Source organism: Streptomyces sp. NPDC018031, assembly GCF_044327625.1.
Classification (GTDB): domain Bacteria; phylum Actinomycetota; class Actinomycetes; order Streptomycetales; family Streptomycetaceae; genus Streptomyces.
Window position 1 is genome coordinate 237,332 of the sequence record NZ_JBIRFT010000001.1, and the last position, 17,051, is coordinate 254,382.

General features: G+C 73.0%; 17 protein-coding genes. 5 read left to right on the forward strand and 12 right to left on the reverse strand.

The window, feature by feature from the left end:
- Positions 1 to 382: 382 nt before the first annotated feature.
- The 9 genes from gatB to ACH4B3_RS00985 form a co-directional block, all read right to left on the reverse strand.
- A complete protein-coding gene (gene gatB, locus ACH4B3_RS00945) occupies positions 383 to 1,891 on the reverse strand; it encodes an Asp-tRNA(Asn)/Glu-tRNA(Gln) amidotransferase subunit GatB (RefSeq protein WP_398460572.1) in 1,509 nt (502 codons plus the stop codon).
- A 27-nt stretch (positions 1,892 to 1,918) separates the two neighbouring features.
- A complete protein-coding gene (locus ACH4B3_RS00950; RefSeq protein ID WP_398460573.1) occupies positions 1,919 to 2,158 on the reverse strand; it encodes a hypothetical protein in 240 nt (79 codons plus the stop codon).
- 85 nt (positions 2,159 to 2,243) lie between these two features.
- On the reverse strand, positions 2,244 to 3,737 hold the full coding sequence (gatA, locus tag ACH4B3_RS00955) for an Asp-tRNA(Asn)/Glu-tRNA(Gln) amidotransferase subunit GatA (RefSeq protein ID WP_398460574.1): 1,494 nt from the start codon (positions 3,735 to 3,737) through the stop codon (positions 2,244 to 2,246).
- A gap of 6 nt (positions 3,738 to 3,743) precedes the next feature.
- Positions 3,744 to 4,040 carry an Asp-tRNA(Asn)/Glu-tRNA(Gln) amidotransferase subunit GatC gene (gene gatC, locus ACH4B3_RS00960; protein ID WP_398460575.1) on the reverse strand — a complete coding sequence of 99 codons (297 nt, stop codon included), beginning with the start codon at positions 4,038 to 4,040 and terminating at the stop codon, positions 3,744 to 3,746.
- Positions 4,041 to 4,509: 469 nt separating this feature from the next.
- On the reverse strand, positions 4,510 to 6,822 hold the full coding sequence (locus ACH4B3_RS00965) for a putative bifunctional diguanylate cyclase/phosphodiesterase (RefSeq protein ID WP_398460576.1): 2,313 nt from the start codon (positions 6,820 to 6,822) through the stop codon (positions 4,510 to 4,512).
- A 220-nt stretch (positions 6,823 to 7,042) separates the two neighbouring features.
- Complete coding sequence (gene ligA, locus ACH4B3_RS00970; RefSeq protein WP_398460577.1) at positions 7,043 to 9,244, reverse strand: NAD-dependent DNA ligase LigA; 2,202 nt, start codon at positions 9,242 to 9,244, stop codon at positions 7,043 to 7,045.
- Between the two features lie 15 nt (positions 9,245 to 9,259).
- On the reverse strand, positions 9,260 to 10,270 hold the full coding sequence (locus ACH4B3_RS00975; RefSeq protein WP_398460578.1) for a methionine synthase: 1,011 nt from the start codon (positions 10,268 to 10,270) through the stop codon (positions 9,260 to 9,262).
- A 185-nt stretch (positions 10,271 to 10,455) separates the two neighbouring features.
- Positions 10,456 to 11,145, reverse strand: coding sequence for an SDR family oxidoreductase (locus tag ACH4B3_RS00980; protein ID WP_398460579.1), 690 nt, complete (start codon positions 11,143 to 11,145; stop codon positions 10,456 to 10,458).
- A 23-nt stretch (positions 11,146 to 11,168) separates the two neighbouring features.
- The gene (locus ACH4B3_RS00985) at positions 11,169 to 11,708 is read right to left on the reverse strand and encodes a TIGR00730 family Rossman fold protein (protein WP_398460580.1); all 540 of its coding nucleotides are present in this window, start codon (positions 11,706 to 11,708) and stop codon (positions 11,169 to 11,171) included.
- A 119-nt stretch (positions 11,709 to 11,827) separates the two neighbouring features.
- Between ACH4B3_RS00985 and ACH4B3_RS00990 the strand changes: the two genes are divergently transcribed.
- Positions 11,828 to 12,715 (forward strand): alpha/beta fold hydrolase, encoded by an 888-nt coding sequence (locus ACH4B3_RS00990; protein WP_398460581.1) that lies wholly within the window; start codon positions 11,828 to 11,830, stop codon positions 12,713 to 12,715.
- A 19-nt stretch (positions 12,716 to 12,734) separates the two neighbouring features.
- Here the strand turns inward: ACH4B3_RS00990 and ACH4B3_RS00995 are convergent, their stop codons facing one another.
- Positions 12,735 to 13,190 carry an ATP-binding protein gene (locus ACH4B3_RS00995; RefSeq protein ID WP_398460582.1) on the reverse strand — a complete coding sequence of 152 codons (456 nt, stop codon included), beginning with the start codon at positions 13,188 to 13,190 and terminating at the stop codon, positions 12,735 to 12,737.
- 169 nt (positions 13,191 to 13,359) lie between these two features.
- On the opposite strand from ACH4B3_RS00995, the gene ACH4B3_RS01000 reads away from it, so the two are divergent.
- The 3 genes from ACH4B3_RS01000 to ACH4B3_RS01010 are packed head-to-tail and all read left to right on the forward strand — an operon-like array spanning position 13,360 to position 15,040.
- Positions 13,360 to 14,214: a helix-turn-helix transcriptional regulator gene (locus ACH4B3_RS01000; protein ID WP_398460583.1), complete on the forward strand. Its 855-nt coding sequence runs from the start codon at positions 13,360 to 13,362 to the stop codon at positions 14,212 to 14,214.
- Between the two features lie 12 nt (positions 14,215 to 14,226).
- Entirely contained in the window at positions 14,227 to 14,448 is a 222-nt protein-coding gene (locus ACH4B3_RS01005; protein WP_398460584.1) for a DUF397 domain-containing protein, read from the forward strand.
- A 10-nt stretch (positions 14,449 to 14,458) separates the two neighbouring features.
- Positions 14,459 to 15,040 carry a YdeI family protein gene (locus ACH4B3_RS01010; RefSeq protein WP_398460585.1) on the forward strand — a complete coding sequence of 194 codons (582 nt, stop codon included), beginning with the start codon at positions 14,459 to 14,461 and terminating at the stop codon, positions 15,038 to 15,040.
- A 17-nt stretch (positions 15,041 to 15,057) separates the two neighbouring features.
- Here the strand turns inward: ACH4B3_RS01010 and ACH4B3_RS01015 are convergent, their stop codons facing one another.
- Complete coding sequence (locus ACH4B3_RS01015; protein ID WP_398460586.1) at positions 15,058 to 15,318, reverse strand: hypothetical protein; 261 nt, start codon at positions 15,316 to 15,318, stop codon at positions 15,058 to 15,060.
- Positions 15,319 to 15,389: 71 nt separating this feature from the next.
- Between ACH4B3_RS01015 and ACH4B3_RS01020 the strand changes: the two genes are divergently transcribed.
- Positions 15,390 to 15,593: a hypothetical protein gene (locus ACH4B3_RS01020; RefSeq protein ID WP_398460587.1), complete on the forward strand. Its 204-nt coding sequence runs from the start codon at positions 15,390 to 15,392 to the stop codon at positions 15,591 to 15,593.
- Positions 15,594 to 15,692: 99 nt separating this feature from the next.
- Here ACH4B3_RS01020 and mnmA read toward each other — a convergent pair whose 3' ends face one another.
- Positions 15,693 to 16,847, reverse strand: a complete 1,155-nt coding sequence (gene mnmA / locus ACH4B3_RS01025) for a tRNA 2-thiouridine(34) synthase MnmA (protein ID WP_398460588.1) — start codon at positions 16,845 to 16,847, stop codon at positions 15,693 to 15,695.
- Between the last annotated feature and the right edge of the window lie 204 nt (positions 16,848 to 17,051).

Genomic DNA, 17,051 nt, shown 5'->3' on the forward strand with positions numbered 1-17,051 from the left:
CGGCCCTGGTGGGTCCGGCCCCGGTGGGTCCGCACCGGTGGACAGGCCCCCGAGCACCCCGGCCCGGTCCCGCGACGTCGGGGCCGGGCCGCGGCCTGCCCGGGACGAGGCCCGCCCTGCCCGGCAGGAGGCCGCGCCCTGCCCGGCGGCCGTGGTCCGCCTCCCGCGCCGGGCCGGGTGCTCACCGGTGGGCGAGCGGCGGCGGGACCAGGCCGCGGGCCCGCCGGGCAGGCCCCGTGCCGGCGGGCCGGTGGCACTGACCGGGACGGGGGCGCGGTCCGCCCGAGGGCGGGCCGGCCGGACCGGCGGCGCCCGGTGAAACGCGCGGCGGCGGGCACCGGTCTCCCGGATGCCCGCCGCCAACGGTCGCGTCGGCTCCGCGTCAGCCCTCGACACCCAGCTTCTGCAGGATCAGCTCGCGCACCCGCGCCGCGTCCGCCTGGCCGCGGGTGGCCTTCATGACCGCTCCGACCAGCGCGCCGGCCGCCGCGACCTTGCCGCCGCGGATCTTGTCGGCGATGGCCGCGTTGGCCGCGATCGCCTCGTCGACGGCGGTGCCCAGGGCCCCCTCGTCGGAGACGACCTTCAGACCGCGCCGGTCGACCACCGTGTCCGGGTCGCCCTCGCCGGCCAGCACGCCCTCGATGACCTGGCGGGCCAGCTTGTCGTTGAGCGAGCCCTCCTTCACCAGCGCGCACACCCGGGCCACCTGGTCCGGGGTGATCTCCAGGGCGGCCAGGTCGGTGCCCGACTCGTTGGCCCGGCGGGCCAGTTCGCCCATCCACCACTTCCGCGCCGCGGCCGCGTCCGCGCCCGCCTCGATGGTGGCGGTGATCAGGTCGATGGCACCCGCGTTGAGCACGGACTGCATCTCGTGCTCCGAGATGCCCCACTCCTCCCGCAGCCGGTTGCGGCGGACCCGCGGCAGCTCCGGCAGCGTGGCCCGCAGCTCCTCCACCCAGGCGCGCGACGGCGCCACCGGCACCAGGTCCGGCTCGGGGAAGTAGCGGTAGTCCTCCGCCTCCTCCTTGACCCGGCCGGACGTGGTCGAGCCGTCCTCCTCGTGGAAGTGGCGGGTCTCCTGGATGATCGTCCCGCCGCCGCCCAGCACGGCCGCGTGGCGCATGATCTCGAAGCGCGCCGCCCGCTCCACCGAGCGCAGCGAGTTGACGTTCTTCGTCTCCGAGCGGGTGCCGAACTTCTCGACCCCCCGCGGCCGCAGCGACAGGTTGACGTCGCAGCGCATCTGACCCATCTCCATACGGGCCTCGGAGACACCCAGCGCCTTGATCAGCTCGCGCAGCTCGGCCACATACGCCTTGGCGACCTCCGGAGCGCGCTCCCCGGCCCCGACGATCGGCTTGGTGACGATCTCGATGAGCGGGATGCCGGCCCGGTTGTAGTCCAGCAGCGAGTGGGAGGCGCCGTGGATACGGCCGGTGGCACCGCCGACGTGCGTCGACTTGCCGGTGTCCTCCTCCATGTGGGCGCGCTCGATCTCCACGCGGAAGACCTCGCCGTCCTCCAGCTGGACGTCCAGATAGCCGTTGTAGGCGATCGGCTCGTCGTACTGCGAGGTCTGGAAGTTCTTCGGCATGTCCGGATAGAAGTAGTTCTTCCGGGCGAAGCGGCACCACTCGGCGATCTCGCAGTTCAGCGCGAGACCGATCTTGACGGCGGACTCCACGCCGGTCGCGTTGACCACCGGCAGCGAGCCGGGCAGGCCGAGGCAGACCGGGCAGGTCTGCGTGTTGGGCTCCGCCCCGAGGGCGGTGGAGCACCCGCAGAACATCTTGGTCGCGGTGCCGAGCTCGACGTGCACCTCGAGGCCCATCACGGGCTCGTAGGCGGCCAGCGCGTCCTCGTACGACACCAGTTCAGTGACGGTCACGGAAAACTAACCTTTCAGTCCGCTCGGTCAGTCCGCGAGGACGTCGTCGTCGCCGATGCGCTTGAGCTCACGCACGAGCAGAGCGACGCTGGTGACCACGGCGGCCGCGGAGACGACCGCGTCGACGAGCTGCAGCCTGTCCTGCTCGACGCGGGCCTTCTTGACCTGCTTGATGATGCCCAGGGCGCCGAAGAGCGTGGTGCCGATGGACAGGTACGTGCCGGGCCGGGACTTCTTGAAGCCCTTGGCCTTCTTGATTGCACTCACAGCTTCTCCTTCGCTTCTCCGCCCGCGCGGCGCAGAGGTGCGGGAATCATGGTCGAGTGCGGCCCGGCGGCCGCGCGTGCGACGCTCACAGCGACGGTGCCTCCTCGAGCAGCGGGTGGCCCCAGCGGGCGGTGAACGCGGCCTCGACCGCGGCCCCCACCCGGTAGAGGCGGTCGTCGGCCATGGCGGGAGCGATGATCTGCAGACCCACCGGCAGCCCGTCCTCGGGCGCCAGGCCGCAGGGCAGCGACATGGCCGCGTTGCCCGCCAGGTTGGTCGGGATGGTGCACAGGTCGGCGAGGTACATCGCCATCGGGTCGTCGGCACGCTCACCGATCGGGAAGGCGGTGGTGGGCGTGGTCGGCGAGACGATCACGTCGACCTGCTCGAACGCCTTCTCGAAGTCCTGGGTGATCAGGGTGCGGACCTTCTGCGCGGAGCCGTAGTAGGCGTCGTAGTAGCCCGACGACAGCGCGTAGGTGCCCAGCATGATCCGCCGCTTGACCTCGGGGCCGAAGCCCGCCGCGCGGGTGAGGGAGGTGACCTCCTCGGCCGACCGGGTGCCGTCGTCGCCGGCCCGCAGGCCGTACCGCATGGCGTCGAAGCGGGCCAGGTTGGAGGAGCACTCGGACGGGGCGATCAGGTAGTAGGCGGCGAGCGCCAGGTCGAACGACGGGCAGTCCAGCTCGACGATCTCGGCGCCCAGTTCCTGGAGCAGCGCCACGGACTCCTCGAAGCGCTGCATCACGCCCGCCTGGTAGCCCTCGCCGCGGAACTGCTTCACCACGCCGACGCGCATGCCGTCCACGGAGCCGTTCCGGGCCGCCTCGACCACCGGGGGCACCGGCGCGTCGATGGAGGTCGAGTCCAGCGGGTCGTGGCCGGCGATCACCTCGTGCAGCAGGGCCGCGTCCAGGACCGTGCGGGCGCACGGCCCGCCCTGGTCCAGGGAGGAGGAGAAGGCCACCATGCCGTACCGGGAGACGCCGCCGTAGGTCGGCTTGACCCCGACCGTGCCGGTGACGGCCGCCGGCTGGCGGATCGAGCCGCCGGTGTCGGTGCCGATGGCCAGCGGGGCCTGGTAGGAGGCGAGCGCCGCGGAGGAGCCGCCGCCGGAGCCGCCGGGGATCCGGGTCAGGTCCCACGGGTTGCCGGTCGGACCGTAGGCGCTGTTCTCGGTGGACGACCCCATGGCGAACTCGTCCATGTTGGTCTTGCCCAGGATGACGACGTCCGCTTCCTTGAGCTTGCGGGTCAGCGTCGCGTCGTACGGCGGGATCCAGCCCTCGAGGATCCGGGAACCGACCGTGGTCGGCACGCCCTTGGTGGTGAAGATGTCCTTGAGCGCCAGCGGCACACCGGCCAGCGGGCCGAGCCGCTCGCCACGCGCCCGCTTCTCGTCCACGGCCCGGGCCTGGGCCAGTGCGCCCTCACGGTCCACGTGCAGGAAGGCGTGCACCTTCTCGTCGACGGCCTCGATCCGGGCCAGGTGGGCCTCGGTGACCTCGACGGCGGTGACCTCGCCGGACGCGATCTTCGCGGCCGTCTCGGCCGCGGTGAGCTTGGTCAGGTCTGCCATGACGGGTTACTCCTCCCCCAGGATCTGCGGCACCTTGAAACGCTGCTGCTCCTGGGCGGGGGCGCCGGAGAGCGCGTCCTGCGGGGTCAGCGAAGGACGGACCTCGTCGGCGCGCATGACGTTGGTCAGCGGCAGCGGGTGGGAGGTCGGCGGTACGTCTTGGTCGGCGACCTCGGAGACGCGGGCGACCGCGCCGATGATGTCGTCGAGCTGTCCGGCGAAGTGGTCGAGCTCTTCGTCCTGCAGTTCCAGACGTGCCAGCCGGGCGAGGTGGGCGACCTCCTCGCGCGTGATGCCAGGCATGCGGCGATCCTCAGGGTGGGTGTGTAGGTTTCGCGCCCAATCCTATGGCTCGCGGGGCACTGCGAGCGAAACGCTTGTCGCCGTGCGGCGCGCATGGTGCGAATTCCCTCCGGCCGGGCCGCTCGCCGACCGGTCCCCGGCCCGCGGCGCGGGGCGGGCGGGCCGCCGCGGGGCGGCCGGAAACGCCCCGCGGCGGGCAGCGCGATGGCGGGTTCCCCGGTCGCCCGCGGCGGGGGGCGGGCACGGTGCGGGCACGGCGCGAGCGGGCGGCCGCCGGGCACCGGCGAGCCGCGCGGACGGGCGGACGGGCGGGCCCCGGTCGGCGGATCGGCCGGCGGATCGGCCGGCCCACGACCGGGTCACCGGCCGTCGTGCGGTCAGGTGATCGGCCGGCCCGCGGTCGGGGGCACCGGCCGCCGTGCGGTCGGCAGACCGGCCGGCCCGCGACCGGGTCACCGGCAGTCGTGGGTCAGGTGACCGGCTGGTCCGCGTTCTCGGCCGGGACCGCGGCCGGGGCGGCGACGCCGGGCCCCGGCGCGTCGACCGGCACCTCGGCCCGCACCAGCGGCTTCACCTCGACACCCGCCTCGGTTCCGCGCAGCTCGGTTCCGCGCAGCGGGCCGCCCTCGGCCGGCAGCTCCGCGGTCACCAGCGGCTTCGCCTCCACCGGAACGCCCGGCCCGAGCTGCGGCGGCGCCCCGGCCGAGGGCTGCGCGACGGACAGCGGCAGCCCGCCCGACCGGGGGGTGCAGGTCCCCTCCCCGCGCGCCCGCAGCCACGCCGTGGTCTCCTCCGGCGGCATCGCGGCGGCGACCAGCCAGCCCTGCACCGCGTCGCAGCCCAGGTCGCGCAGCCGCTCCCAGGTCTCGTCGTCCTCGACGCCCTCGGCGACCACCAGCAGCCCCAGGGAGTGCGCGAGGTCCACGGTGCAGCGGACGATCTCGGCGTCCTCGGTGTCCACCGCCAGCCGGGCCACGAACGACCGGTCGATCTTCAGTTCGCTGACCGGCAGCCGCCGCAGGTGGACCAGGGAGGAGTAGCCGGTGCCGAAGTCGTCCAGGGACATCTTCACGCCGTGGCCGGTGAGCCCGGCCAGGGTGTCGGCGGCGCGCTGCGGGTCCTCCAGCAGCACATGCTCGGTGATCTCCAGCTGGAGCGCGCCCGGCGGGACGCCGTGCCGGGCGAGCCGTCCGGCGACCGCGCCGGCGAAGCCGGGGGTGTGGACGTCGCGCGGCGAGACGTTGACGGCGACCGGGACCTCCAGGCCGGCCGCCCGCCACCGCGCGACCTGGCCCAGCGCGGTCTCCAGCACGTACTCGGTGAGGCGGGGCATCAGGCCCGAACTCTCGGCGATGGCGATGAACTCGTCCGGGGGGACCCGGCCGCGGTCCGGGTGCACCCAGCGGACCAGGGCCTCCAGCCCGGCGACGTGCCCGTCGAAGCCGACCTTGGGCTGGTAGTGGAGTTCCACCTGGCCGGCGTCGAGGGCGCGCCGCAGGTCGCCGAGGAGGCCGAGCCGGTCGGGGGTGTTGCCGTCCCGCCGGGCCTCGTACACCTCGGCGCCGCTGCGGTCCCGCTTCGCCTGGTACATGGCGACGTCGGCGCGGCGCAGCAGCCCCTCGGCGTCGAGCGCGTGGTCGGGGTAGACGGCGACGCCCGCGCTGGCCTCCAGTACCAGGGTGAGCCCGTCGAGGTCGAGCGGGGAGCCGAGCGCGGAGATCAGGTTGCGGGCGACCCGCTGGGCGCTGGTGAGGGAGTCGGCGGTGGGCAGCAGCACCGCGAACTCGTCGCCGCCGAGCCGGGCCGCCTCGGCGCCGCGGGGCAGGGCCAGCCGGAGCCGTTCGGCGATCTGGAGCAGCAGCCGGTCCCCGGCGAGGTGGCCGAGGGTGTCGTTGACCGAGCGGAAGCGGTCGAGGTCGATCAGGACCAGGGCGGTGCGGGCACCCTCCCGTTCCGCCTCGTCCAGCGCGGCCCAGGTGCGGTCCAGCAGCCAGGCCCGGTTGGGCAGCCCGGTCAGCGGGTCGCGCAGCTGCTCCTCGGCCCGCACCCGGGCGATCCACAGGGTGGAGTCCAGGGCGATCAGCGGCACCGCGAACAGCGGGAGCATCAGCGGCCGGTGGTCGGCGACGACCACGATCAGCGGCGAGATGCCGAGCAGCGCGACGCCGACCAGGGCCTGCCGGACGAGTGCGGTGCGGGCCACCGTGCGCAGGGCGGTGCCGGGCTGGGAGAGGGCGAACCACAGCAGGCCGCGGGTGACCGCCAGGTAGGTGAACGCGGCCAGCGCGACCTGCGGGACGTGGTACAGCTCCCAGCCGTCCGGGTGCCAGGGGTTCTCCACCGACGGCACGGTGCCGAACGCGGCCAGGGTGAGGGCGGCGGCGCCGATGCCGAGGATGTCGATCGAGCCGTGCAGCAGCGCCTGGCGCCAGCGGTGACGGCGGGCGGCGCCCACCAGCACCACGACCGCGAGGCTGATCAGGACCGCGGGCAGCCACCCGAAGAGCAGCAGGGTGGCCAGGGTTAACGCGGCGCCGGAGCCGGTGCCGCCCCACCAGCGGTCGCGGCCGAGCGCCACCAGGTGGCCGACGATCAGCCCGGTGAGGACCGCGAGCGACCAGCCCACGGTGCCGTCGGGGAAGAGGGCGTGGCCCTGGTCGAGCACCCGGTAGATCCCGGTGCCGAACGCGACGGCCGCGACCGCGAGGGCCGCGGCGGGCAGGGTCGGCTGCACCAGACGGCGCAGCCGCGACGCCGGGGCGGCGCTGTCGGTCGGTTCCATACCCGTCCCTCTCACAGCCGGCGGTGCCCGCGCCACGGCAGGCGCACCCCTCAACAGTAGGCCGCAGACGGCGGCGGCGGGCGGCGATCGGCAGCGGTTGCCCGAATGCCACCCGGCCTTTCACCACCATCTGGTATGCGCTGTAAGGGTGATGCCCGCTGGCCATACCGGGAACTACTCCCGACCGAATATGGCCTACTCCGTATGGCTGACGAGGCGTCTATTCCGGTGATGTCAGGGCGATCTCCCGGGCCGCGTCGGGTCCTTGTTCGAGCAGCACGGTGAATCCGGCGTCGTCGAGCACGGGCACTTTCAGCTGCATGGCCTTGTCGTACTTGGAGCCCGGGTTGTCCCCGACGACGACAAACCCGGTCTTCTTCGACACCGAACCGGTGACTTTCGCGCCACGGCTCTGCAGGGCGTCCTTCGCGCCGTCCCGGGTGTAGGACTGGAGGGTTCCGGTGACCACCACGATCACCCCCTCCAGCGGGCGCGGACCCTCGTCCTCGCCGCCGGATTCCTCCATCCGGACGCCCGCGGCCCGCCATTTCTCGATGATCTCGCGGTGCCACTCCTCGGCGAACCACTGCTTGACCGAGGCGGCGATGGTCGGCCCGACGCCCTCCACGGCGGCCAGCTCCGCCTCGTCCGCCTCGGCGATCCGGTCGATGGACCGGAACTCCCGGGCCAGCGCCACGGCGGCGACCGGACCCACATGGCGGATGGAGAGCCCGGTGATGATGCGGGCCAGCGGGCGTTCCTTGGCCGCCTCGATGTTCGCCAGCATGGCGACCGCGTTCTTCTTCGGCTCGCCCTTCTGGTTGGCGAAGAACGTGACGACCTTCTCCTCGCCGGTCTTCGGGTCGCGCTTGGGCAGTCCGCTGTCCGGGTCCAGCACATAGGACGTGATGGGCTTGAGCTGCTCGACGTCGAGGCCGAAGAGGTCGCCCTCGTCGCGCAGCGGCGGGTGGGACGGCGCCAGCGGCTGGGTGAGCGCGGCGGCCGCCACATAGCCGAGGTGCTCGATGTCCAGGCACTTGCGGCCCGCCAGGTAGAAGATCCGCTCGCGCAGCTGCGCGGGGCAGGAGCGGGCGTTGGGGCAGCGCAGGTCGACGTCGCCCTCCTTCATCGGCTGCAGCGGGCTGCCGCACTCCGGGCACTCGGCGGGCATCACGAACTCCCGCTCGGTACCGTCCCGCAGGTCGGCGACCGGGCCCAGGATCTCCGGGATGACGTCGCCGGCCTTGCGCAGCACCACGGTGTCGCCGATGAGCACGCCCTTGGCCTTGACCACGTCCTGGTTGTGCAGGGTGGCGAACTCCACCTCGGAACCGGCAACGGTGACCGGCTCGACCACGGCGTACGGGGTGACCCGGCCGGTGCGCCCCACCCCGACCCGGATGTCGACCAGCCTGGTGTTGACCTCCTCGGGCGGGAACTTCCAGGCGATCGCCCAGCGCGGGGCGCGCGAGGTCGAGCCCAGCCGGCCCTGCAGCGGGATCTCGTCGAGCTTGATCACGGCGCCGTCGATCTCGTGCTCGACCGAGTGGCGCGCCTCGCTGTCCCCGTAGGCGGCGATGAACTCGCGTACGCCGTCGAGCGAGTCGACCACCTTGTTGTGGGTGGCGGTGGGCAGGCCCCACTCGCGCAGCAGGTCGTACGCCTGGGACAGCCGGTCGATGTCGAAGCCCTCCCGGGCGCCGATGCCGTGGACCACCATGTGCAGCGGCCGGCCGGCGGTGACCTTGGGGTCCTTCTGGCGCAGCGAACCGGCGGCCGCGTTGCGGGGGTTGGCGAACGGCGGCTTGCCGGCCTCCACCAGGCGGGCGTTCAGTTCGTCGAAGCGCTCCCGGGGGAAGTAGACCTCGCCGCGGATCTCCACCAGGTCCGGGATGCGGTCGCCGGCCAGCCGGTCCGGGATCTCGGCGATGGTGCGCACGTTGGGCGTGATGTCCTCGCCGGTGCGGCCGTCGCCGCGGGTGGCGGCCCGGGTGAGCCGTCCGTGCTCGTAGGTGAGGTTGACCGCCAGGCCGTCGACCTTCAGCTCGCACAGGAAGTGGTACGAGCCGCCGGCCCCGGCGGGCGCGCCCAGTTCCCGGCCGAGGCGCTCGCCCCAGGCGGACAGCTCCTCCTCCTCGAAGGCGTTGTCCAGGCTGAGCATCCGCTCCCGGTGCGCGACCTCGGTGAACTCGGTCTCGTAGTTGCCCGCGACCTTCTGGGTGGGTGAGTCGGGGGTGCGCAGCTCGGGGTGCTCGTCCTCCAGCGCCTCCAGTGAGCGCAGCAGCTTGTCGAACTCCGCGTCGCTGATGACCGGCGCGTCCTTCACGTAGTACCGGAAGCGGTGCTCCTCGATCACCTCAGCGAGCTGGGCGTGCTTCTCCCGCGCTTCGGCGGGCACCGCCGAATGCTGTTCGCCGGCCACCGTGTCGTCCTCCCGTTACTCAGGGTTGTCCGCGAGCGATCTCGCGGCCCGGACGCAGTGGGCCAGCGCGGCGCGCGCGTACGCGGGTGAGGCACCCGCGAGCCCGCACGCCGGGGTGATCACCACGGACTCCGCGAGGGTCCCCGGTGACAGCCCCAGCCTGCGCCACAGCGTCCTTACCCCCATGACGCTACCGGCAGGGTCCGACAACGGGCCGTCCACGGCGGGCACCGCGCCGACGAAGAGTGCGGTACCGCTCTCCACCGCCTCACCGATCGCCTCTTCCTCACGCTCGGTGAGCAGTGACAGGTCGAAGGAGATCCCGGTGGCTCCGGCGCGCCGCAGCAGCGCGAAGGGCACGGCGGGGGCGCAGGAGTGCACGATCACCGGCCCGTCGCCGGCGACCGCCGTCAACTCGCGCAGGGCGCCCTCCACCACGCCCCGGTCCACCGCGCGGTGCGTGCGGTAGCCGCTGGCGGTGCGGACCGAGCCGGTCAGCACGGCGGTCAGCGAGGGCTCGTCGAGCTGGAGCACCGGCTGTGCGCCCGGTACCCGGCGGCGTACCTCGGCGAGGTGGCCGCGCAGTCCCTCGGCGAGCGAGGCGGCGAGGTCCCGGCAGGCGCCCGGGTCGCTGAGCACGGCCTCGCCGTTGCGCAGTTCCAGCGCCGCGGCGAGCGTCCACGGCCCGACCGCCGACACCTTCAGGGCCCCGGTGTGGCCCTGGGTGAACTCCTCCAGCGCGTCGAGGTCCTCCCGCAGCCAGGAGTGGGCCCGCCGGGTGTCCCGGCCCGGGCGGTCGCTGATCCGCCAACCGCTGGGCTCCACGTGCGCGTACATCTCCACGAGCAGCCCGGCGGTGCGGCCGATCATGTCCGAGCCGGGCCCGCGGGCGGGCAGTTCCGGCAGGTACGGCAGGGTCTCCAGGGACCCGGTCACGGTCTTCGCCGCTTCCCGGGCGTCGCCGCCCGGCATGGATCCGACGCCGGTGGCGGCACCCGGTCCCCAGCTGATGTTCTTCTCGGTCACCCGAGGAAGCGTACGAGGTCCGGACGGCCGGTACCGCGGCCCGGCCCGGCCGCCGCCCGGACACGTCCGGCAGGCCCGGGTCGCCGGCGGCCGTCGCCGCGCGGGCCCCGGCGGCCGGCCGGCCCGGCGCGGTGCCACGTGTCCCGGCCGCGGCCGGCCCCGGCGGCCGGCCGGAGTGGTGGCCGTCAGCCCTGCGGTCGCACCGACAGATCGGTGACCTCCGCGCCGCGCGGCAGGTCGAGCGCGGTCAGGATGGTGGTGGCCACCGACTCGGGGGTGATCCAGCGCTCCGGGTCGTACTCCTTGCCCTCCTGTTGGTGGACCTTGGCCTGCATGGGGGTCGCGGTCCGGCCGGGGTAGACGGAGGTGACCCGCACGCCGTTGCCCGACTCCTCCCAGCGCAGCGCGTCGGCGAGCGCCTTGAGCCCGTGCTTGCTCGCCGCGTAGGCGCCCCAGCGGGCGTTCGCCCGCAGCCCGGCCCCGGAGTTCACGAAGAGCACGTGTCCCTGGGAGACCCGCAGTTGGGGCAGGAGCAGCCGGGTCAGTTCGGCGGGGGCGACCAGGTTGGCGGCGAGCTGCTGCTGCCACACCCTGGGGGTCAGCTCGCCGACCTCGCCCAGCTCGACGACGCCCGCGATGTGCAGCAGCGAGTCGATCCGGTCGGGCAGGCTCTGGTGGCCGAAGGCCCAGGACAGCCGCTCGGGCTCGGCCAGGTCGCCCACGAGCGTCTTCGCCGACGGGAAGCGCGCGGCCAGCTCCCTGGCCCGCCCGGCGTCCCGGGCCAGCAGCCACAGCTCGTCGCCGCGCTCGGCCAGCCGCTCGGCGACGGCCGTGCCGATGCCCGAGCCGGCCCCGGTGATCACATGTGTACGCATGTCCCCATGGTTACCACGCCGGATCAGACCTGGCCGTGGGTCTCCTCCAGATACGCCAGCGCCCCGACGCCGTCCTCCGCGAAGAAGACCAGCCCGGTCAGCGGCAGCGGCAGGAACCCTTCCTTCTCCATCCGCTCGAACTGCAGCTTCAACCCGTCGTAGAAACCCGCGGTGTTGAGCAGGACCACCGGCTTGGCGTGCAGGTTGTGCTTCTTCAGCTCCAGGATCTCGGTCGCCTCGTCCAGGGTGCCGGTGCCACCGACCATGATCACGATCGCGTCCGCGCGGGCGAGCATCTCCGCCTTCCGCTCGGCGAGGTCCCCGGTGATCACCATCTCGTCCGCGCCCGCCCGCGCCTTGGACGCCAGGAACTCCACGGACACCCCGACCAGCCGGCCGCCGGCCTCCTGCACCCCGTCGGCCATCACCTTCATCAGCCCGACGTCGGAGCCGCCCCACACCAGGGTGTGCCCGCCCCGCCCGATGAGCCGGGCGAACTCGCGCGCGGGCGCGGTGTAGCGGTCGTCCAGGTCGGCGGCGGAGCAGAAGACGCAGATGTTCATACGGGTACGGTATCCGGCCGCCCGGCGGCGACCCGGCCCCCGAGCACATCCGGTCTTGACCATGACCACCGCGTACGAGACGATACGTCTCGTACCACTCATTGGAAGGGATCACCGCCATGCCGCAGTCCGCCACCACCCGCTTCGTCACCCCCGCCCCCGGGGTCCGCCTGTGGACCGAGACCCGCGGCGCCGCCGACGGCAGCCCGCTGCTCCTGGTCATGGGCGGACAGGCGTCCGGGCTCTGCTGGCCCGAGGGCCTGGTCGAGCGGCTCGCGGCACACCACCGCGTCATCCGCTACGACCACCGCGACACCGGCCGCTCCAGCCGGACCTTCGACCAGGCCCCCTACCGCGTCACCGACCTCGCCGCGGACATCGTCGGGGTGCTCGACGGGCTCGGCGTCGAGCGGGCGCACCTGGTCGGGATGTCCCTGGGCGGCATGCTGACCCAGCTGGTACTCGCCGACCACCCCGACCGGGTGCTCAGCGCCACCCTGTTCGGCACCACCGCGCTGAGCACCGCGGACCTGGTCCACCCGGACGGCACCCGCACCCCGGTGGACAAGCTCCCCGGCATCGACCCCCGGCTACTGGAGGAGTGGGCCCGCCCCATCGAGGACCTGGGCCCGGAGGCCGAACTGGACCGCCGGGTACGGCACTGGGAGCTGCTGCACGGCGACGCGCTGCCCTTCGACGCCGACTACTTCCGCACCATGGAACGCGAGATCATCGAGCACACCGGCCGGTACCTGACCGACTACTCGCACGCCCGGGCCGACGACTCCGGGATGCTGCGCACCGAGGCCCTGGCCGCGAACCGGGTGCCCACCCTCGTGGTGTCCGCCCCGGCCGACCCCGTCTTCCCCCCGCCGCACCCGCAGCACCTGGCCCAGGCCCTGGGCGGCGCCCGGCTGACGGAGATCCCGGGCCTCGGACACTCCCTCCCCCCGCAGGTGCACGAACCGCTGGCGGAGGCGATCCTGTCGCGCACCGGCGCACGGTAGGCGGCACGACGGCGTACGGTCAGGCCGCGAGCGCGGGAACGGGGGTCGGGCCACCGAGCCCGAGCTCGAACCAGACGGTCTTGCCACCCAGCCCGAACGCCCCCTCGTCCAGCGAGAACCCACCCCACCGGTCGGCGAACACCTCCAGGATGAACATGCCGCGCCCGCACTCGTCCTCGGTGTCCGGCTTCAGCACGCCGGGCAGCTCCGGGTTGGCGTCGGAGACGCTGACCCGGAGCACCGGATGATCCCACCGCACCCGTACGCGGACGGGATGCTCGGAGTAGCGCACGGAGTTGGTCGTCAGCTCGCTCGTCAGCAGCTGTGCGCGGTCGACGAGCGGCCCCAGGCCGTGCGCCGTCAGTACGGCCTGGAGGGCGGACCGCACGACCCATGGGCCGCGGGGGTCGCGAGGGAAGGAGATCTCGTACTCCCAGGGCTGGTCGAACGGCGTGGGCGAGGGGTCTTCGGGCATGGGCCACCTCCATGAGTCCGTGCTGCGCCTCACTGGCGCCACTCACAAGCTATGGCGGCTTGACTCACATGTGAGTACATATTCACGAAAGAGTGAATAGCTGTGCGCTCACTGGACCCGTGACAACTGGGCCTGCCAGACTCGGCTTTCGCGCACCAGGAGAGGGCCCATGGCTTCCAGAACCGCCCCGACATACCGTCAGCGTCGCCTGGCCACCGAGCTCCGACGCTTGCGCGAACAGGCCGGCCTGACGGCTCAGCAGGCTGCCGCGCTGCTGGGTACGGACCGGACGATGGTGGCTCACATCGAAGCCGCGCGCACCAAGGTCAATGCGGAGCGAGTCCGTCAACTCGCGTGCAACTACGCGTGCCCGAACGACACACTCGTCGAAGGACTCGCCGCCATGGCCGACGCCCGTCGGGATGAGCACTGGTGGGACGAGTATCGCGGCAAGCTTCCGGACGGCTTCCTCGACATTTCGGAGATCGAGTACTACGCGACGCGGATCCGGACCGCCCAGACAGTGCATCTGCCCGGCTTGCTGCAGACCGAGGAACACGCGCGTGCTCTCTTCGAACTGGTCGTACCGAAACTGAGGCGGCTGGACGTGGAGCTGCGCGTGGCGCACCGAATGGAGCGCCAGGCGATTTTCGCGAGGGACGACCCCACTCCCTACGTCGGCATCGTTCACGAGGCAGCGCTGCGCATGCAGTTCGGAGGCCGGGACGTGACCCGAGAACAGCTCACGTACCTCGCCGAAGCCGCCGACCGGGAAAACATCACGCTCCGGGTGATTCCGTTCAGCGCCGGCAGCTTCCATGGAGCCGGTCAGTCCGTCCTCTACGCGGAAGGCCCCGAACCGCAGCTCGACACCGTCCAGCTGGACTCGGCGTACGGCCCCTACTTCACGGACTCGCCCACCCCGCTCGCCAATTACAGAGCACTCCTGGATCTGATGGAGTCCTCCGCGTTGTCACCCAGCGAATCGCAGACACTGATCAAATCGATCGCCCGAGACGTGTGAGAGGACCTTCGGATGAACGAGCTCACCTGGCGCCAGTCGACGTACTGCGGCGGCGGTGGCAACAACTGCGTCGAGCTGGCCACCGCTGAGGACGGCGTCGCCCTTCGGGAAAGCGAGATACCCGGCACCGTCATATCAACCCGCCCCGCCACCCTCCGCGCGTTTCTGCGGGCCGCGAAGGCGGGGCGGTTCGACGGACCGGCCGGCACCGCCCGACCGGAAGCCGCGCGCTAGCCTGAGGCGCATGGATCAGGTCGACGGGGTTGAGGTCATCGTCTGCGCGGACGGCGAGGCGTTCGAGAGCTGGCTGGCCGAGCACCACACCCGTGAAGCGGGTGTGTGGATCAAGGTGGCCAAGAAGTCGTCCGGCATCCCCTCGGTCACCGCTGACGAGCTGGTCGACATCGGCCTGTGCTACGGCTGGATCTCCGGTCAGCGGCGGTCGCTCGACACCCGGCACTACCTCCAGAAGTACGTGCCCCGCCGCCCGCGCAGCCTGTGGTCACGGGTGAACGTGGAGAAGGTGGAAGCGCTCACCGCCGCCGGCCGGATGCGCGAACCCGGCCTGGCCGAGGTGCTCAAGGCGAAGGCGGACGGCCGGTGGGCGGCCGCGTACGAGTCGCAGCGCACGGCCACCGTGCCCCCGGACCTCGCCGCGGCGCTCGACGCCGACCCCGCCGCCCGGAGCGCCTTCGAGGCGCTCGACCGGAGCGGTCGGTACCTGACGATCCTCCCGCTGCTCCAGGCCCTCACCCCGGAGAGCCGGCGGACCCGGCTCGACAAGATCCTGGACTCGCTCCGCACCTCCGGCGCCTCACCGGCGTAGCCGGAGCCGTGCGGCGGTCAGCCGGGGTCCGCCCAGGCCGCCATGGTCGCCATGGTCGCCATGGTCGCCATGGTCGCCATGGTCGCCATGGTCGCCTCCAGCGTCCAGATCCGCACCCGTGCCGCGACCCTCGCCGCGTACAGGTCGCGTTCCGCGACGATGCTCAGGTCGCCGGTCCCCAGCAGCCCGGCCCCGGCGTGGGCGATCAGGTCCATGGCCGTCGTTCCCCCGGTGCACAGCGTGTTCAGGAAGGCCGCGTCCCAGGTGCGTTCGTGCATGGTCCACGACGCTCGACGGGCGGCCGTGGCCTGGAGCAGGTGCGTGAAGCGGCGCGCGCACTCCGCCTCGCGTGACCGTTCTTGACCTGGAAGACGTGGTTGCCCGTCTCGATCACGGTGGCGATCGGCAGGATGAAACTCACCCCGTCACGGCGGCGCCGTTCCATCTCGGCCACCACCTCGGCCCGATGGCCGTTCATGTGCGGCACATCGAGGAACTCGACCAGTACGGAGGTGTCCAGGAAGTCGAGCGGCGCGTGGTGGGAATCGGCTAACCAGGATCTCCCGGCCCGGTCGATCGAACGCCCCGGCCGGGAGAGGAGCGGGCGGGGGCGCACGGCGCGGGGCGGGTCGGGGCAGGGCGGCGGAGCCGGTTACGGCACGGGCGCCGGCGCCCGCCGGGTGGTGGCGATGGTCGCCGACCCGACCACCCGGGTGCCGTCGTACAGGACGATCGCCTGGCCGGGGGCGACCCCGCGCACCGGCTCGGCGAACGACACCCGCAGCTCCTGGTCCACCAGCTCGGCGCGGACCTCGGTCTCGGCGCCGTGGGCGCGCAGCTGGGCGGTGTAGGTGCCGGGGCCGGACGGCGGCGTGCCGCACCAGCGGGGCCTGATCGCGGTCAGCCCGGCGATGTCCAGGGAGGCGGCCGGGCCGACGGTCACCGTGTTGTCCACCGGGGAGATGTCCAGCACGTAGCGCGGCTTGCCGTCGGACGCCGGGACGCCGATCCGCAGGCCCTTGCGCTGGCCGATGGTGAAGCCGTACGCGCCCTCGTGGGTGCCCAGCTTGTTGCCGTCCTCGTCGACGATGTCGCCCTCCGCGGTGCCCAGCCGGGAGGCGAGGAAGCCCTGGGTGTCGCCGTCGGCGATGAAGCAGATGTCGTGGCTGTCGGGCTTCTTGGCGACGGCCAGGCCGCGGCGCTCGGCCTCGGCGCGGATCTCGTCCTTGGTGGTGAGGGTGTCGCCGAGCGGGAACATCGCGTGCGCCAGCTGCCGCTCGTCCAGCACGCCGAGGACGTAACTCTGGTCCTTGGCCGTGTCGCTGGCCCGGTGCAGCTCCCGGCCGCCGTCCTCGCGGGTGACGACGGTGGCGTAGTGGCCGGTGCACACCGCGTCGAAGCCCAGTGCGAGCGCCTTGTCCAGCAGCGCGGCGAACTTGATCTTCTCGTTGCAGCGCAGGCAGGGGTTGGGGGTGCGGCCCGCCTGGTACTCGGCGACGAAGTCGTCCACCACGTCCTCGCGGAACCGCTCGGCCAGGTCCCACACGTAGAAGGGGATGCCGATGACGTCGGCGGCGCGGCGGGCGTCGCGGGAGTCCTCGATCGTGCAGCAGCCGCGCGCGCCGGTGCGGAAGGACTGCGGGTTGGCCGAGAGCGCCAGGTGCACGCCGGTGACGTCGTGGCCGGCTTCGGCGGCACGGGCCGCCGCGACGGCGGAGTCCACCCCGCCGGACATGGCGGCGAGGACACGGAGGCGACGGCCGTCGCGCGGAGCGTTCGGATCGGGTGCGCCGGGGAAGTCAGTCATAGCCACTCCAGGGTACGGGGCCCGGGCGGCGGTCGGCGCCCCGCTTCTCCCCGGCCCCGGCGGCGCTCCCCCGGCCCCCGGCACGGCGGCTCGCCGGGGCGGCCGCGGTCCCGGCCCGTCGTCGGATCGCCCGGGCCGCGCCGGGGCGGCCGTGGAACCGGGGCCGCGCCGGTGTGCGTTGTCCCGGGTATGAGACTCCACGAC

Coding starts and splice junctions, on each gene's coding strand:
- gatA (WP_398460574.1), bottom strand. CDS start 3,737: ATGGCAGACCTGACCAAGCTCACCGCGGCCGAGACGGCCGCGAAGATC.
- gatC (WP_398460575.1), bottom strand. CDS start 4,040: ATGCCTGGCATCACGCGCGAGGAGGTCGCCCACCTCGCCCGGCTGGCA.
- ACH4B3_RS00965 (WP_398460576.1), bottom strand. CDS start 6,822: ATGGAACCGACCGACAGCGCCGCCCCGGCGTCGCGGCTGCGCCGTCTG.
- ACH4B3_RS00980 (WP_398460579.1), bottom strand. CDS start 11,145: ATGCGTACACATGTGATCACCGGGGCCGGCTCGGGCATCGGCACGGCC.
- ACH4B3_RS00985 (WP_398460580.1), bottom strand. CDS start 11,708: ATGAACATCTGCGTCTTCTGCTCCGCCGCCGACCTGGACGACCGCTAC.
- ACH4B3_RS00990 (WP_398460581.1), top strand. CDS start 11,828: ATGCCGCAGTCCGCCACCACCCGCTTCGTCACCCCCGCCCCCGGGGTC.
- ACH4B3_RS00995 (WP_398460582.1), bottom strand. CDS start 13,190: ATGCCCGAAGACCCCTCGCCCACGCCGTTCGACCAGCCCTGGGAGTAC.
- ACH4B3_RS01000 (WP_398460583.1), top strand. CDS start 13,360: ATGGCTTCCAGAACCGCCCCGACATACCGTCAGCGTCGCCTGGCCACC.
- ACH4B3_RS01005 (WP_398460584.1), top strand. CDS start 14,227: ATGAACGAGCTCACCTGGCGCCAGTCGACGTACTGCGGCGGCGGTGGC.
- ACH4B3_RS01010 (WP_398460585.1), top strand. CDS start 14,459: ATGGATCAGGTCGACGGGGTTGAGGTCATCGTCTGCGCGGACGGCGAG.
- ACH4B3_RS01015 (WP_398460586.1), bottom strand. CDS start 15,318: ATGCACGAACGCACCTGGGACGCGGCCTTCCTGAACACGCTGTGCACC.
- mnmA (WP_398460588.1), bottom strand. CDS start 16,847: ATGACTGACTTCCCCGGCGCACCCGATCCGAACGCTCCGCGCGACGGC.